The following is a 14,059-nucleotide window of genomic DNA, read 5'->3' on the forward strand; positions in this document are numbered from 1 at the left end:
CGAAAGGCCTTGGTATGTCCGTCGATAACGCAGCGGAGTCCGGTGTGCGAGTGGTCAAGCTCGGTGCCACCATCGGCGCGCGAATCGACGGGGTCAAACTAGGTGGCAGCCTGGACGCGGAGACAATGGCCACCATCCGCGCGGCGCTCAACAAGCACAGGGTGATCTTCTTTCGCGGACAGCAGCACCTGACCGAGGACGGACAGTACGAGTTCGCGGAACTGCTCGGCCGCCCGACCACCCCGCACCCGACCCTCACCTCGGCGGGTGTGAAGAGCTTGGCCATCGATTCCCGGCACGGCCGTTCCAACGTGTGGCACACCGACGTCACCTTCGTCGATCGAGTCCCGAAGGCATCGATCCTGCGCGCGGTCACCCTGCCCAGCTACGGCGGCTCGACCACCTGGGCGTCGACCGTCGCCGCGTACAACGCGCTGCCTGAACCGCTCAAGCGGCTGGCCGAGAGCCTGCGCGCACGGCACACCAACCAGTACGACTACGCCGTCGAGACCGAGCAGCACGCCGACGAGAACACCGCCGATTACCGTCGCGAGTTCGAGTCAACCTACTTCGAGACCGAGCATCCGGTGGTGCACGTGCACCCGGAGACCGGTGAACGCGCGCTGCTGCTCGGCTGCTTCGTGAAGCAGATCGTCGGCGTGTCCAGCAGCGAGTCGCAGGCGCTGTTCCGGCTGTTCCAGGACCGGGTGACGCGCCTGGAGAACACCACCCGCTGGGACTGGTCCCTGGGTGACGTCGCGATCTGGGACAACCACGCCACCCAGCACTACGCCATCGACGACTACGACAGCCGCGAACACCGCAGGCTGACCCGCATCACCCTGGCTGGCACCATCCCCGTCGGCATCGACGGCGCGCCGAGCACCGTGATCGCGGGCAACGCCGAGTACTACTCCGCCATCGACCCACTTACGACAGCGGCATAATTCAGCGATTCACCCGCCGCGCGCCATCCAGAGCCGAACGCGCGGCCTCGATTACGCTTTGACGGCTCGCGCCCGGTGACTACGCATATACAGGGACCGCCGACGATGGGAATCGCGTGAATCTATGGGGCTATCTCCGCGGCCGGGGAGAATTTCTGGCGTTTCTCACCTATCAGCATGCCTCCCTGGCATTTCAGACGGTTTTGGTCGGCACTGTCGTCGCCGTTCTGATCGCCGTGGCGGTATATCGGCTGCCGCTGTTGTCCGCGCTCTCGCTGACCACTAGCCGGGTCGCGCTGACCATTCCTTCGCTGGCATTGCTCGCGCTGTTGCTGGTGCCGTTCGGGCTCGGCGTTGTCCCGTCCTTCATCATGTTGGCGTTCTTCGCGGCATTGCCGGTGATCGGCAACGCGATCGTCGGATTGCGGTCGGTGCCAGCCTCGGTCATCGAATCCGCCCGCGGTATCGGCTTTTCGCGCTGGCGCATTCTGCTGACCGTCGAATTGCCGATCGCCTGGCCGGTGATCCTCACCGGCATCAGGGTCTCCACCCAGATGATCGTCGGCGTCGCCGCCATCGTCGCCTACGTCCTCGGGCCCGGCCTCGGCTCGCTGATCTTCAACGGCCTCTCTCGCCTCGGCGGCGCGAACGCCATCGAAATGGCGCTCACCGGCACCATCCTCATCGTCCTCATCGCGTTGGTGTTCGACGCGCTGCTCGTCCTGCTCGGACGCCTCACGATCGCGAAGGGCCTCTCATGACCGATGTGACCAGCCAGTCTGCCCCGGAGCGCAACGTCACCGGCGCGGACATCAAGTTGGACGGTGTCGTCAAGCGCTACAAGGGGCAGGAGTCGGCGGCGGTCGAGCGGCTCGACCTCGATATCGACGCGGGCGAGATCGTCGCGTTCGTCGGGCCGTCCGGCTGCGGCAAGACCACCACGCTCAAGATGATCAACCGGCTGATCGAGCCGACCGAGGGCCGGATCTTTATCGGCGGCCGCGATGTCACCCGCGAGGATCCGGACAAGCTGCGGCAGTCGATCGGGTACGTCATCCAGTCCGGTGGCCTGTTTCCGCACTGGTCGGTCGCCAAGAACGTCGGCGCGATCCCGCGGGTGCTCGGCTGGGACAAGAAGCGGATCGCCGAGCGCACCGAGTACCTGCTCGATCTGGTCGGTCTCGATCCAGGCACCTTCGCCGACCGGCTGCCCAAGGACATGTCCGGTGGCCAGCAGCAGCGCGTCGGTGTGGCACGCGCGCTCGCGGCGGATCCGCCGGTGCTGCTGATGGACGAGCCGTTCGGTGCGGTCGACCCGATCACCCGGGTTCGCCTGCAGGACAGCCTGATCGCGATCCAGCACGAGCTCGGTAAGACCATCGTGATCGTCACGCACGATTTCGAGGAGGCCACCAAGCTCGGCGACAAGGTGCTCATCCTGTCCGAGGGCGGGCGCGTCGAGCAGTACGCGCGGCCGGAGGAGATCCTCACCGATCCGGCGACACCGTTCGTCGAGGAGTTCGTCGGGTCGGGCGCGAAGCTGGCGTATCTCACCGTGTCTCGGGTGCGCGATGTCGAGTACGACAAGGTGATGACCGCCCGGGTCGGCGAGTCGGCACAGGCGGTGATCGGCCGCGCGAAGGCCGCCGGGCACACCTGGGTGGTCGTTGTCGACGAGGCGGGGCGGCCGCGGTCGTGGCCGTCGCTCACCGAGGTGGCGAGCAAACCGGAGGTCTCCGACTTCCTCGATCGGCGGCTGCCGGTCGTCGCGCGGTCCTCGACCCTCAACGACGCGCTCGACGCGATGCTCGCGGCCAGTCAGGGTGCCGCGCTGGTCACCGACGGCCGTGGCGCGGTCGTCGGCTCGCTCAGCATCGATTCGGTGACCGAGACGATCCAGACCAAACTCGCCGAGGTGCGTTCCGCCGAGGCGGATCTCTCGTACGAAACTTACGTCGACGGAACAGATCCGGCGCCGACCCCGGTGGTGGCCGCCGATGACGAACCCGGATCGGCCGAGCCGTCATGAGCCGCCGTGTTCCGCTCGACGTGTGGTTCGAGCCGATCATCATCGCCGTGATCGGTATCGGCTATGTCCTCTGGTATCGGTCGACGACGTTCACCCTGACGGAGAAGGCCTCGCTCGGCTGGGACAACCTGCAGACCACGATCCTCGCGCACATCAAGCTGACCCTGGTCGCCACGCTGATCGTGGTCGTCGTCGCGATTCCGTTGGGCGTCATGCTGACGCGCCCCGCGTTGCAGCGGCTCGAACCCATCGTGGTGAATGTCGCCAATATCGGTCAGGCCGCGCCCGCGGTCGGCCTGCTCGTCTTGTTCACCTTCTGGCTTGGCACCGGATTCCGCACGGCGATAGTCGGTCTCGTCGTGTACGCGATTCTGCCGATCCTGCAGAACACCATCGTCGGGCTGCGGCAGGTGGATCACCGCACGATCGAGGCCTCGCGCGGCATCGGCTTCTCGGGGACAAGGACGCTGTTTCAGGTCGAGCTGCCGCTCGCGGTGCCGGTGATCCTCAATGGGGTGCGCACCGCGCTGGTCATTCTGGTCGGCACCGCGACGCTGAGCACGTTCATCGGCGCGACCAGCCTCGGCACGCTGATCACCACCGGCGTCACCCTCTTCCTGCCCAAGCTGCTCATCTCCGGCGCGATCCTCGTCGGCTTGCTCGCGTTGCTCATCGACTGGCTCGGCAGACTCGTCGAGCTCGCCGCGACCCCGCGAGGCATCTCATGAAAACGGCACGCGCCCAACGGGTCACGCTGCTTGGCGCGCTCGTCGTCACGATGTCGATGCTCGCCGGGTGCGGTCTGGTCAGCTCGTCCGGCACGTTCCACGAGGCGCGGCTGCCGGATGGTGCGCAGCCCCTGGACGGTGCCAAGCTGGTCGTCACGTCGAAGAGTTTCACCGAGGGCGTGCTGCTCGGCAAGATCACCGCGACCTATCTTGCCGCGGCGGGTGCCGAGGTCAAAGACCTCACCGGGGCACCGGGTTCCGCGTCGTCTCGACAGGCGCAGCTCAATGGCGACGCCGATATCCTCTGGGAATACACCGGCACCGGGTGGGTCAATTACCACAACGAGACCGAGACCATCGTTGACCCGAAGGAGCTCTGGCAGCGGGTCAACGACATCGAGAAGCGCGAGAACAACCTGGAGTGGCTGCCGCCGGCGAACTTCAACGACACCTACGCCTTCGGTGCGTCGACGCCGAATGCCGAACGCCTGCACGTGAAGTCGCTCTCCGACGTGGCCGCGCTCCCGGTGCCCGACCGCACCTTCTGCGTCGATGACGAATTCTTCAGCCGCTCAGACGGTTTCATTCCGATGCTGCAGAAATACGGTATCCCGTACAACGATCCGAACGGCGTACCGTCCGGCAACGTCACCCGGATGGACGCGGGCGTCGTCTACACGGCGACCGCCAAGGGCGCGCCGTGTAATTTCGGCATGGTCTACACCACCGACGGCCGGGTCAAGAACCTGAATCTGGTTGTCCTCGACGACGACAAGAAGTTCTTCCTGCCCTACAGCGGCACGGCGGTCGTGCGCGGCGCCGTCCTCGACCGCTACCCGCAGCTGCGCGGCCTGATCGGGACGATCTCCGAACACCTCACCGATCAGCTCATGCAGGACCTCAACGGTCGCGTCGATATCAAAGGCGAGGATCCGGCCGACGTGGCCTACGACTGGCTGAAGAGCGAGCAGCTGGTCAAGTAGCGCTCGGGCCGGCTTACGGGAACTGCGACGTCGTGATCACACCTTCGACGCCGCCGGCCTGTTGCTTCGCGTGCTGTTTCGCACGGGTGGGCAGCACGGGGGTCGCGGTGTCGCTGTAGCGGCGCTTGACCATCGCCGCGGCTTCCTCGGGCGTTTCCGGGCGCCACGGCCTGGTCGACAGCTTCTCCAGCACGCAGACCAGCAACATCTGCCTGGTGCGGGTGACCGGGTGGCAGTTCATGCCCGCCTGCCCGAATCCCTCACCGGCGACCCCTCGGTCCTCGATCGGCACGGTCTCGGTCAGCAGCCAATACAGTTCCGGCCCGAGCAGGACCGATTCGCCATTGTTGTCGTTGAACCAGCGGACCGAGTATTCGATCAGCAGTTCCGCGATCGGCCCGCTCTGCCGCAGCGCGTCGACGAAACGGGGCAGTCCCCCGGTGCTTTCCACGTTCCGCTGGATGAGAGTCGCGATTCGGTCCGCGACCTCACGTAGTTGAGTGATGTCGTGGTCGGGCCACTGGGGCAAAGTCATCAATTCTCCTAAGACCGGCGGAGGCGGGTGTTCGAGTCCCGGGCCGGGATACGACGAATTTCACGCGTCGCAAGAATTCAGCATTGATACGTCAGTTGTCAATGGCGCATCAATAGCCGATGGATATCACAAAGCCGTCCGTCATCGGCAGGGTCGCCTTACAACGAAACCACCGGAACGGCAAAGTATTTCTTGTTTGCGCAACGCGAATCGCCGAATCTCGCCTCTGACAGTCAGAGTTCCGATCAGGCCGAAGACGACCGACGGAATCGCAATTCGGACAAAAGTCAGTTCGACGCGGGGTTCCCGACCGGGGTCAGCAACACCAGGGGGATCTCGCGCGTCGTCTTCTCCTGATAGCCCGCGTAGCCCTTGTGCTGGGCGGTCACTCGCGGCCACAGCGCGGCCCGTTCTTGCGGGGTGGCGATGTGGGCGGTCATCGGCAGGCGCGGTCCGCCGCGCACCGAAACCAGGACATTCGGGTTGTCACGCAGATTCAGGAACCACGCCGGATGTGTCGGGTCACCGCCGCGAGAGGCGACGACCACATAGGTGTCCCCGTCGACGATCGGCGCCGTCAGCAGCACCGCGTGCTCGCGGCCCGATTTGCGTCCGGTGGTCACCAGCTCGACCGACGGCATCCCGCCGAACTCGTTGCCCAGCTTGCCGCAGCTGACCTTCAACAGCACTCGATGCGCCGTATTCATCGTCTTGAGAGCGAAATTCGATGGCATGAGGTCCTAACCACGCTGTACCGGAACCGAGCTTTGGACATCCCCACCTTACCCCCCGGTAGGGAACACCTCTATCGCGGGAACTAGACAGGTCGCGCCGCTATTCCATCTAGATACGTTTACGTAGCTATGTGCCAGTAACTACCATGCGTCGACGGGCCGCCCGCTCTCCACCAGACGCTAGTTACTTGTACGTAGCTACGTTATCGCAACTATTGCGGGCCGACGGGATGCCACCCGGCCACTTGATCGCCATAAGTACGCTACCGTAGCTACGGTAACGTACTTACTTGCGCTCACCCGCCCTGACATGGAGGTCGTAATGGGGAATCAACCATCGGACGCCGAGCCCTGCGTCGTCGTCGGCGCCGGACCGGTCGGCCTGATCGCCGCACTCGCCCTGGCTCGTCAGGGGTTGAAAGTCGTTGTCCTGGAAGCTGAGCCGCAGGATCGGGTGCGGCCGGGCAGTCGCGCGATCGCGCTGATGTTCCCGACACTGCGCCGGCTGAACCAGCTGCGGCCCGGCCTGGGTCAGCAGATCATCAACGCCGGAGTGCTGCCGACGGGCTACGAGGCCTACTACGGCGGCCGTCGAGTGTTCAACCAGCAGCTGGCTTCGGTGCGCAAGGTGCTGCCGCATCTCGCGAGCAGTCTCCCGCAGCGCGACACCGAGAAGATCGTCTTCGCCGAATGCCTCGCCCACGGCGTCGAATTCCGTTGGGACGCAGCGGTTCAAGATATCGACACGACCCAAGACGGCGTGACGATCACCCTTGCCGACGGCGAGCAACTCGCCGCCGCCTACGTGATCGGCGCGGACGGCGCCCGCTCGGTAACCCGCAAGGCGATCGGCGTCACCATGGAGGGCGTCACCGACCAGACACCGTTCATCATCGTCGACGTCGACGAAAACCCCGACGGCACAACGCCGATGAACGGCTACTTCCACTACAACGACCCCGCCCTCGACGGACGCAACGTCATGCACATGCCGTTCGCCACCGGCATGCGCATCGACCTGCAGTGCCTGCCCACCGACGACGTGGACTACTTGTCCAGCCCCGAAGGCGTGCGCGAGTGGGTCTCGAAGGTCGTCGATCCCTGGTACGGCGATCACGTCCAATGGATCTCGACCTACCGCTTCCACCAGGTCGTCGCCGATTCCTACACCGACGCCAACCGCCGCGTAATCCTCGCCGGCGAAGCAGCGCACCTGTTCTCCCCCTGGGGCGGACGCGGCCTGAACTCCGGTGTCTTCGATGCCTCCGACGCGGCCACCGCGATCGCGCACGCGTCCAAGGCCACCGACCCCACTCGACGCCGCGAGATCATCGAACGCGCCGCCGACCACAGTCGACGCTGGGGCATCCACAACCGCGACATCTCCTCCAAGGCCCTGCGACAGATGCGCGGCACCGACCGAACCACGCAGGCCAAACGCGCCATCGCGGCGAAACTCGCCCCGGTCGTCTGGCCCGCGGGCGCGTGGCTCGCCAACGGTCCGCTGCAGGTTCCGGTGCCGCGCCCGGGAGCGCGGGCCTACTTCTGACGATGACCAGTTGGGACGGGTGAGCCCATCCACCAAGCGTCCCCGCCAGCCGAGGATGCTCCTCGAGGTGCGCCGCGAGCAGGATCTCGACGCAGCCTTGCGCCTGCTCAATCAGCATGGGTACGCGGCGCTGACGATGGAGGCGGTGGCCAAAGCGGTCGATCAGGCCAAACCCCGGGTATACGCGGCATATCCGGGGTTGGAGCCGCTGCTGGTCACCTTGCTCGAACGCGAGAAGGAACGCGCGCTAAGTGAACATCGATCAGGGGCGACCCGGCCCGTCGACCGGGATGGAAGCTATTGCGGCGTCGATGATTTGGTTGAAGGTGATTCGGACGATCGGTGCGACGAGGCTGGTCAGCACGGCGGAGGCGAGGGGCACGCGGACGGTGAAGGTCGTCGTCCAGGTCAGTTCGGTGCCTTCGGCGGTTTCGCGTAATTCGATCCGACCTTCCTTGTGATCCGTCGGAGGGATGGAGCGCAGGATGCGGTATTCGTACGAGTGCGGCGGATCGTAGGCGGTGATCTCCTCGCGGAACCACGCAAGGCCCGCGGTGATCTCGCGGATCGCGCCGAGTCCGTAGGGCGCGTCGATACCAGCGTTGACAAGGGTCGAGCGCAGGACGAGGGGTGCGCCGGTGTAGGTGCTCGCATCACTCAATGCCGCGAAGACGGCGTCGATCGGCGCGGCGATGGTGCGGTGGATGATGACGCTGCGCATGGATTCATGCCTTTCGATCATGGGCTAGGGCCCCGGCGCTGGCAAGGATCGTCGCGGCGACAAGTGCCGGGTCATCGATCATCGGCACGTGACCGACGCCGGGCAGAATCTCGAAGCGCGCCTTCGGTATTCGTGCGCGGGCAACCCTGCCGTTGACGTCGACGGGGAGGATGGCGTCGTTGGCCGACCAGGCGAGGGTGATCGGGCAGGGCAGTTCGGTCAGCGGCGCGATCTGTTCATGGTTGCCGAGCAGGTCATCGATGACCGTGCAGCCCAAGAGGTCTCGCGCCGCGTCGAGGGCCTGTGCTGGCGTAAGTCGGTCGGCCCGACGAGCGACGTCACGCATCCCGAGCCACCGCACGAGTCGCGAACGCATTGCGAGAGGCTGGATTCGACGAGTCAGCCGAGTGAGCGCGAAGGTTCTGCGCAGCTTCACCACACCTGTGGTCTGGCCGGTCCCGCCCGCGTCCCAGAACCCGGCGGGCGAAAGTGCACACACCGAGTCGGCACGACCGCGCCGAGCCAGTTCGATGGCGATCCACCCGCCGAGCGAGTTCCCGGCCAGGTGCGCTCGTTCGAGCCCGAGGTCGTCGAGCGCGCGTTCCATGTCATCGACCAAATCGCTGATCTGGGCAGGACGTCGGGTGACCGGTGCGCCGCCTCGGTGCCCCAGCGCCGTCAACGTGACCACCTCGTGGTGGGCCACGAGCAACGGAGTCACGTTCTCCCACGCCTTCGCCGACATGGCGATGCCATGCAGCAGCACGAGCGGGGGTCTATCGGAAATCATCTGCGGCTCAATGCTGTTGAGGCTACTCGGCACGTAGTGCGGCGTGCACGCACCGGTAACCGGCCGGACTGACCGTGTTGAAGCCCATTGTCTGGATCATAGAGAGGGAATGCAACCGATGCAACAAACGAGTCAGACTACGCTGCATTCATTGAGGTCGCGCTAGAGTGGCAGGCATGAAACAGAGCGTTGCAGCCCTCCTCGCGGCCGGGATTCTCAGTAGCGCCGACGAGCACGCCGACCGGACGGTGGCGAAGATTCTCGATGCCGCGATTGTGGAGGCGGCAGCGAGTGGGGTCGCGCGGTTGAAGATCGACGCGATAGCGCGGCGGGCCGGGGTCAACCGGGTGACGGTGTATCGCCGGTTCGGGGATCTCGACGGTCTGATCGAGGCGGCTACCATGCGGGAGGGAAAACGTATGGCCGACACCGTCTTACGCGCCGTCGACGGGGTTGATGATCCCGCCGACCGACTGGTGGAGGGATTCGTCGCCTGTATGCGGATGGCCCGCGAGCATCCGGTCATCGCGCGCACCGCATCCTTGGAACCGGACCGGCTCATCGCCGCCGGCCTCGCCGACGACGCCGCACTGCTGCGCCTCGGCAGCGCCGTCCTCGCCGATCAGATCCGGCAGGCCCAAACCGAAGGGCACGCGGCACATTTGGATGCCGATGAGGTAGGCCAAAGCATCGCAATGCTATTCGCGGCCTGCGTGCTGATGCCGACCGCACAGGGCATCGACCTGCGCACCGACGAGTCCGTGCGCGCCTACGCCCAACGCACGTTGGCGCCCATGGTTTTCGGGCCTAGGGCCTAGGAAGGTCAGGCTGCTTCGCTGCCCGCAGGATCGAGGTCGACGCGGACCGTGAGCAAGTCGGCGCCGATGATCAGGACGCCGCCGCTGTTGATGCGCGGCAGGTCACGTAGGCGTCGGCGCGCGTCATCGGTGGGGATCAGGTGGGCGGTGCCGGAGTGCCAGCGGCCGCGGATTCGGACCCGGACGTTGGGGTCCGCGGCGATGTTGCGGATGTAGTCCGATCGATGCCCGAATTCGGAGACGAACCAGAACGAGTCGCCGACGCGGCGACCGCCGATCGGGGTGTGTCGCAGCAGGCCACTGCGGCGGCCGATCGTTTCGATCAGCGCCTGGTTCGGTAGCCGACGGGCGAGCGGGTTGGCGATGTGTCGCTGCACCCAGCCGATAACCTGCCGTTTGACCTCGATCCGATCCCGCATCGACAACTCCTCCAGTTCGAAACTTGCGAGACAAACTGAGTCTCTTTGTCTCGATCCTAGGCATCGCGCGGTCTCGCGACAAGGACTGGTCGTCGCCGCGGCGATCATTGAAACCCCAATCGGCTTCGGTTAGGCTCACCTAACATGCGATCAGGTGGCACCTCCGGCACCCTCAGTCGACGAACAGCGCTGGTCACAGGTGTTCTAGCACTGACGGCCGTCGCGGCGGGATGCGGAACCCGGGATTCGGCGACGACCGAGGACGGGTCAACGAGCGTCGAGCACCAATACGGGACGACCACGATTCCCGCGAAGCCACGCACGGTCGTCTCGATGGCCGGGAACTGGACGGATACCCTTCTCGCCCTTAATGTTCCGATCCGCGCGGAATTCGTCACGACGGGGTACGCGGGTAAGGACAATCGGTTCGCGTGGACTCCGCCGCACGAGTCCGAGGTGCTGGAGATGACGTTCGCGAATGCCGTCGATCCGGAACGCATCGCGAAGTTCGAGCCCGATCTGATCCTCGCCGGATATCTCAACGATCAAGCCGCTTACGAGCGGCTCAGCAAGATCGCGCCGACCCTTCCGATCCTGGATCGCGCGGCCGTCGTTGACACCTGGCAGACGGTCGCCACGACGGCAGGGAAGATCTTCGGACTGACCACCGAGGCCGAGGCATTGATCGGCCGGACCGAACAACTCATCCGCACAACGACTTCCACCTATCCGGCAGCGAACGGCGCCACCTTCGCCTTCGGGCAATTGACCCCCGACAGACAGTTCGGACTGGTCGCCGACACCCGCGATGCGGCCGCTCGGCTCGCCGGAGCGCTCGGCTTGCGCCTGCTGCCCGCGCTGGAGCAGTTCGGCCAGGGCAAACGGGTGCTGGTATCGGTCGAACGCGCCGATCTCCTCGCCTCGGATCTGCTGCTGATCTGGCCGTTGCGCGGCGGACCCGAAAGCTTCGACACGATCCCGGGCTGGCATGACCTTCCCGCGGTGCGGTCGGGGGCGATCACCTACCTGACCAACGACGACGCGGCCGCCTTCGCCTCCCCCAGCGTGCTGTCGGTGCCGTACGCGGTCGACCGGATCACGCCCGCACTGCGCCAACTTCGACGAGAACAGTGAGATCATGACCAGCATTCGCGAACAGCTCCACCGACCCCCCGATGTGCGAGAACGCATCGAACTAACGCCCTGAGTCGCCGAGAAGTAAATCCACCCACCGAGCGGTGCGGACGAATCCGATGTCCTCGTACACCTGGGCTGCGTGGTTTCCGGCAGTGGCCGCCAAACCGAGGGCGGGCAATCCTGCCTCGGCGGACGACCAAAGAACATGGCGTAGTAGCAGCGAACCGATGCCGCGATAGGCGGTCGCGGGGTCGCGGAAAACCTCAGAGATCCACGGTCCTTCCTCGGGTGGAGATCCGGGGCAATCGTTGGCGAGTACCGCGGCTACGCCGACACCGCGTTCTGTGTCGATCAGCACCGCGCTGGTGGGCAGCAGCGGTCCCATGAGGGTGCCGGCCATCAACGCTTGCAGGTCCTCGAACATGCTCATGTCGTGGTCGGGGTGTCCGACCGGGTACGCGGCGGCATACGTGGCGCGCAAGTCTGCCGGATCGACCGTGTCAGCCGCCCGGAGCGACAGATTCGCGGGCAGTCGACTCGGTGCGACTGGGCGCGAAATTCCTTGCAGCCCATAGGTAAAGGTGTCGAATTCGCGTTGTATGCGCGCGCCGCGTTCGACCAAGTGCGCACCGAGTGACGCCTGCGTCGTCGCGCCCCAACCCGACAACTCCCGCACGATACGTTCGGCAGCGTCGACGGGTGCGACTCCCTCGACAACTCGCAGATCATCCGCCCACCGGACGCCGTCCCTGCTCTCCTCCTCATAACAGGCGATCGGCTCTCCCCCGGCGCCGAGCACGACCTCGGTGTTCACTCCTGACCCCAATCTCCGAGTCGCACGACTTCGGTAACGGACAGCCCACAGTACGGCCACCGTATCTGCGGAAACGCTCCGCGACACGGGAGCTCACGAGGTACGAGTGTGGAAGACAGGCCAGCCGATCTCGGTGCGCCACAAGGCGGGGTCCGCGGTGTCGCGTTGGCCGACCGGGTAATACTCGCGGATCGGGCCGGGGACGCCGAGCGCGTGGCGAGTGACGTAGGCGGCGAGGGTGGCGTAAGCGCGGTCGACGCCGGTTGCCGCACCGCGATGGGTGATGATCGCGAGTTCGGCGGCGGGGATGACGGTCGGGCGGACCCGGCCCAGCGGACGGATGGTGCCGCGGCAGGGGACGAAGATGGTCGATTCGCCGCGATGGTCGGTGAATACCTCGTCGGCGTAGATACCACCGGCCTGGCCGCTCGGCGAAAGGCCCTGTGCGGTCAAGGTGGCGTGTAGTTCGCCGAGCGCACCCTGCAGCCAGGCCGCACCGTCCGCGGCGTCGATGACCTCGGTGATCGCGGCGGCCGCGACCTCGGGCTCGGCGCGCAACTCGACACCGGCCGCGTCGACAGCGGGATGGGTCAGCAGGTCACGCAGGTCGTCGACGGCACGCTGCGTGCGGCCGAGCTGTTCCTGTAGCCGGTCCAGGTGCGCGACGATCCGCGCATTGCGGACGCCGGGGTCGGGCGTCGCCAGCACCGCCTGGATCTCCTCCAACGGCATATCCAGCTCACGGAACCGCCGGACCACCTGCGCGACGGACAACTGGTCGGCGGTGTAGCGGCGATAGCCGGTGTGCGGGTCGACATCGGCGGGTGCGAGCAGTCCGATCTGGTGATAGTGACGCAGCGTCTTGACGGTCAGGTGGGTGGCGCGAGAGAAGTCACCGATGGATAGGTACGCGGTCATGATCTCCATTGTGGTGTCTCCCCTTGGGGGAGAGTTCAGCCCGCCAACGGGGTTGACCGTCCGGTTGCCGCAGCGAAGAGGGTGGTGTCAGCGGCCCACGATGGGCTGCCGAAAGACTTACCGGACAAGGAGATCCGCCATGCCCTCGCTGACCACCCCGGACGGAACCGCACTGTTCTACCGCGACTACGGAATTGGCCGGCCGGTCGTGTTCGTGCACAGCATGCTGATGAGCAGCGACATGTGGCAGCACCAGATGCTGCACCTGGTCGGGCACGGTTATCGCGCGGTCGCCTACGACCGACGCGGCCACGGCCGGTCTGACGATCCCGGCCGAGGGCACGACTTCGACACTCTCGCAGACGATCTCGCCGCGCTGCTCGATCGGCTCGATCTCACCGACGTCACGCTGGTCGGGCACTCCATGGGTGGCGGTGAGGTGATCCGCTACCTCACCCGCCACGGTGGCCACCGCGTCGCCCGCATCGCGCTGGTCGGCGCGACGGCACCCTACCTCGGGGTCGACCCGCAACTCGCCGATGCGCTGCTGCACCAGCTGCGCACCGATTACGGCCGGTGGGTGGCCGATAACGCCGCGTTGTCCTTCGGCGCCGACCTACCCGGCTGCGATATCCCGCAACTCGAGCAGGACGCCACTATCCGCGACTGGATGCGGGTCTCATTGCACGCGGCGGTGGAGTGCACTCGCGCCAACCTGGCCGCCGACTTCCGCGCCGAAGCGGGCGCGATCGCGCTGCCCACGCTGATACTGCACGGCGACAACGACGCCTTCGCGCCGCTGGAAACCTGCGGGCAGCGCTCGGCCGAGCTGATCCCGCACAGCAAGCTCGTCGTCTATCGCAACGCCTCGCACATGCTGCACCTGTCCCATCGCCCGCAGCTCAACGAGGATCTGCTGTCCTTCGCGGGGTCGTGA

Annotated in this window: 16 protein-coding genes and 1 pseudogene; 10 read left to right on the top strand and 7 right to left on the bottom strand. The window is 65.9% G+C overall.

Annotated elements, in window-relative coordinates; all coding sequences use genetic code 11:
* The first annotated feature begins 14 nt into the window (after positions 1-14).
* The 5 genes from OG203_RS03725 (at position 15) to OG203_RS03745 (ending at position 4,687) form a co-directional block, all read left to right on the top strand.
* Complete coding sequence (locus OG203_RS03725; RefSeq protein ID WP_405164238.1) at positions 15-947, top strand: TauD/TfdA dioxygenase family protein; 933 nt, start codon at positions 15-17, stop codon at positions 945-947.
* A 116-nt stretch (positions 948-1,063) separates the two neighbouring features.
* A complete protein-coding gene (locus tag OG203_RS03730) occupies positions 1,064-1,708 on the top strand; it encodes an ABC transporter permease (protein ID WP_405164239.1) in 645 nt (214 codons plus the stop codon).
* Positions 1,705-2,976: an ATP-binding cassette domain-containing protein gene (locus OG203_RS03735; RefSeq protein WP_405164240.1), complete on the top strand. Its 1,272-nt coding sequence runs from the start codon at positions 1,705-1,707 to the stop codon at positions 2,974-2,976. The genes OG203_RS03730 and OG203_RS03735 overlap by 4 nt, the downstream gene beginning before the upstream one ends.
* Positions 2,973-3,704 (top strand): ABC transporter permease, encoded by a 732-nt coding sequence (locus OG203_RS03740; RefSeq protein WP_405164241.1) that lies wholly within the window; start codon positions 2,973-2,975, stop codon positions 3,702-3,704. Before OG203_RS03735 ends, OG203_RS03740 begins: the two co-directional genes overlap by 4 nt.
* On the top strand, positions 3,701-4,687 hold the full coding sequence (locus OG203_RS03745; RefSeq protein WP_405164242.1) for a glycine betaine ABC transporter substrate-binding protein: 987 nt from the start codon (positions 3,701-3,703) through the stop codon (positions 4,685-4,687). Before OG203_RS03740 ends, OG203_RS03745 begins: the two co-directional genes overlap by 4 nt.
* A 13-nt stretch (positions 4,688-4,700) precedes the next feature.
* Here OG203_RS03745 and OG203_RS03750 read toward each other — a convergent pair whose 3' ends face one another.
* Both OG203_RS03750 and OG203_RS03755 read right to left on the bottom strand, forming a co-directional pair.
* Positions 4,701-5,222 (bottom strand): hypothetical protein, encoded by a 522-nt coding sequence (locus tag OG203_RS03750; RefSeq protein WP_405164243.1) that lies wholly within the window; start codon positions 5,220-5,222, stop codon positions 4,701-4,703.
* Between the two features lie 287 nt (positions 5,223-5,509).
* On the bottom strand, positions 5,510-5,956 hold the full coding sequence (locus tag OG203_RS03755) for a nitroreductase/quinone reductase family protein (RefSeq protein WP_405164244.1): 447 nt from the start codon (positions 5,954-5,956) through the stop codon (positions 5,510-5,512).
* A gap of 322 nt (positions 5,957-6,278) precedes the next feature.
* Between OG203_RS03755 and OG203_RS03760 the strand changes: the two genes are divergently transcribed.
* The gene (locus OG203_RS03760; RefSeq protein ID WP_405164245.1) at positions 6,279-7,505 is read left to right on the top strand and encodes an FAD-dependent oxidoreductase; all 1,227 of its coding nucleotides are present in this window, start codon (positions 6,279-6,281) and stop codon (positions 7,503-7,505) included.
* 55 nt (positions 7,506-7,560) lie between these two features.
* A pseudogene (locus tag OG203_RS03765) lies at positions 7,561-7,692 on the top strand (helix-turn-helix domain-containing protein); the annotation flags it as partial.
* Between the two features lie 75 nt (positions 7,693-7,767).
* Here the strand turns inward: OG203_RS03765 and OG203_RS03770 are convergent.
* Both OG203_RS03770 and OG203_RS03775 read right to left on the bottom strand, forming a co-directional pair.
* Positions 7,768-8,226: an SRPBCC family protein gene (locus OG203_RS03770; RefSeq protein WP_405164246.1), complete on the bottom strand. Its 459-nt coding sequence runs from the start codon at positions 8,224-8,226 to the stop codon at positions 7,768-7,770.
* A gap of 4 nt (positions 8,227-8,230) precedes the next feature.
* Positions 8,231-9,016 carry an alpha/beta fold hydrolase gene (locus OG203_RS03775; RefSeq protein WP_405164247.1) on the bottom strand — a complete coding sequence of 262 codons (786 nt, stop codon included), beginning with the start codon at positions 9,014-9,016 and terminating at the stop codon, positions 8,231-8,233.
* 176 nt (positions 9,017-9,192) lie between these two features.
* Here OG203_RS03775 and OG203_RS03780 point away from each other — a divergent pair, with 176 nt between their 5' ends.
* Complete coding sequence (locus OG203_RS03780; protein ID WP_405164248.1) at positions 9,193-9,834, top strand: TetR/AcrR family transcriptional regulator; 642 nt, start codon at positions 9,193-9,195, stop codon at positions 9,832-9,834.
* 5 nt (positions 9,835-9,839) lie between these two features.
* Here the strand turns inward: OG203_RS03780 and OG203_RS03785 are convergent, their stop codons facing one another.
* On the bottom strand, positions 9,840-10,253 hold the full coding sequence (locus OG203_RS03785) for a nitroreductase/quinone reductase family protein (RefSeq protein ID WP_405164249.1): 414 nt from the start codon (positions 10,251-10,253) through the stop codon (positions 9,840-9,842).
* A gap of 144 nt (positions 10,254-10,397) precedes the next feature.
* Between OG203_RS03785 and OG203_RS03790 the strand changes: the two genes are divergently transcribed.
* Entirely contained in the window at positions 10,398-11,387 is a 990-nt protein-coding gene (locus OG203_RS03790; protein ID WP_405164250.1) for an ABC transporter substrate-binding protein, read from the top strand.
* Positions 11,388-11,448: 61 nt separating this feature from the next.
* Here the strand turns inward: OG203_RS03790 and OG203_RS03795 are convergent, their stop codons facing one another.
* Entirely contained in the window at positions 11,449-12,204 is a 756-nt protein-coding gene (locus OG203_RS03795) for a GNAT family N-acetyltransferase (RefSeq protein WP_405164251.1), read from the bottom strand.
* 93 nt (positions 12,205-12,297) lie between these two features.
* Complete coding sequence (locus OG203_RS03800; RefSeq protein WP_405164252.1) at positions 12,298-13,122, bottom strand: MerR family transcriptional regulator; 825 nt, start codon at positions 13,120-13,122, stop codon at positions 12,298-12,300.
* Between the two features lie 139 nt (positions 13,123-13,261).
* Between OG203_RS03800 and OG203_RS03805 the strand changes: the two genes are divergently transcribed.
* Positions 13,262-14,059 carry an alpha/beta fold hydrolase gene (locus OG203_RS03805; protein WP_405164253.1) on the top strand — a complete coding sequence of 266 codons (798 nt, stop codon included), beginning with the start codon at positions 13,262-13,264 and terminating at the stop codon, positions 14,057-14,059.

Origin of the sequence: Nocardia sp. NBC_01499, from assembly GCF_045040275.1 — a bacterium.
Taxonomy (GTDB): domain Bacteria; phylum Actinomycetota; class Actinomycetes; order Mycobacteriales; family Mycobacteriaceae; genus Nocardia.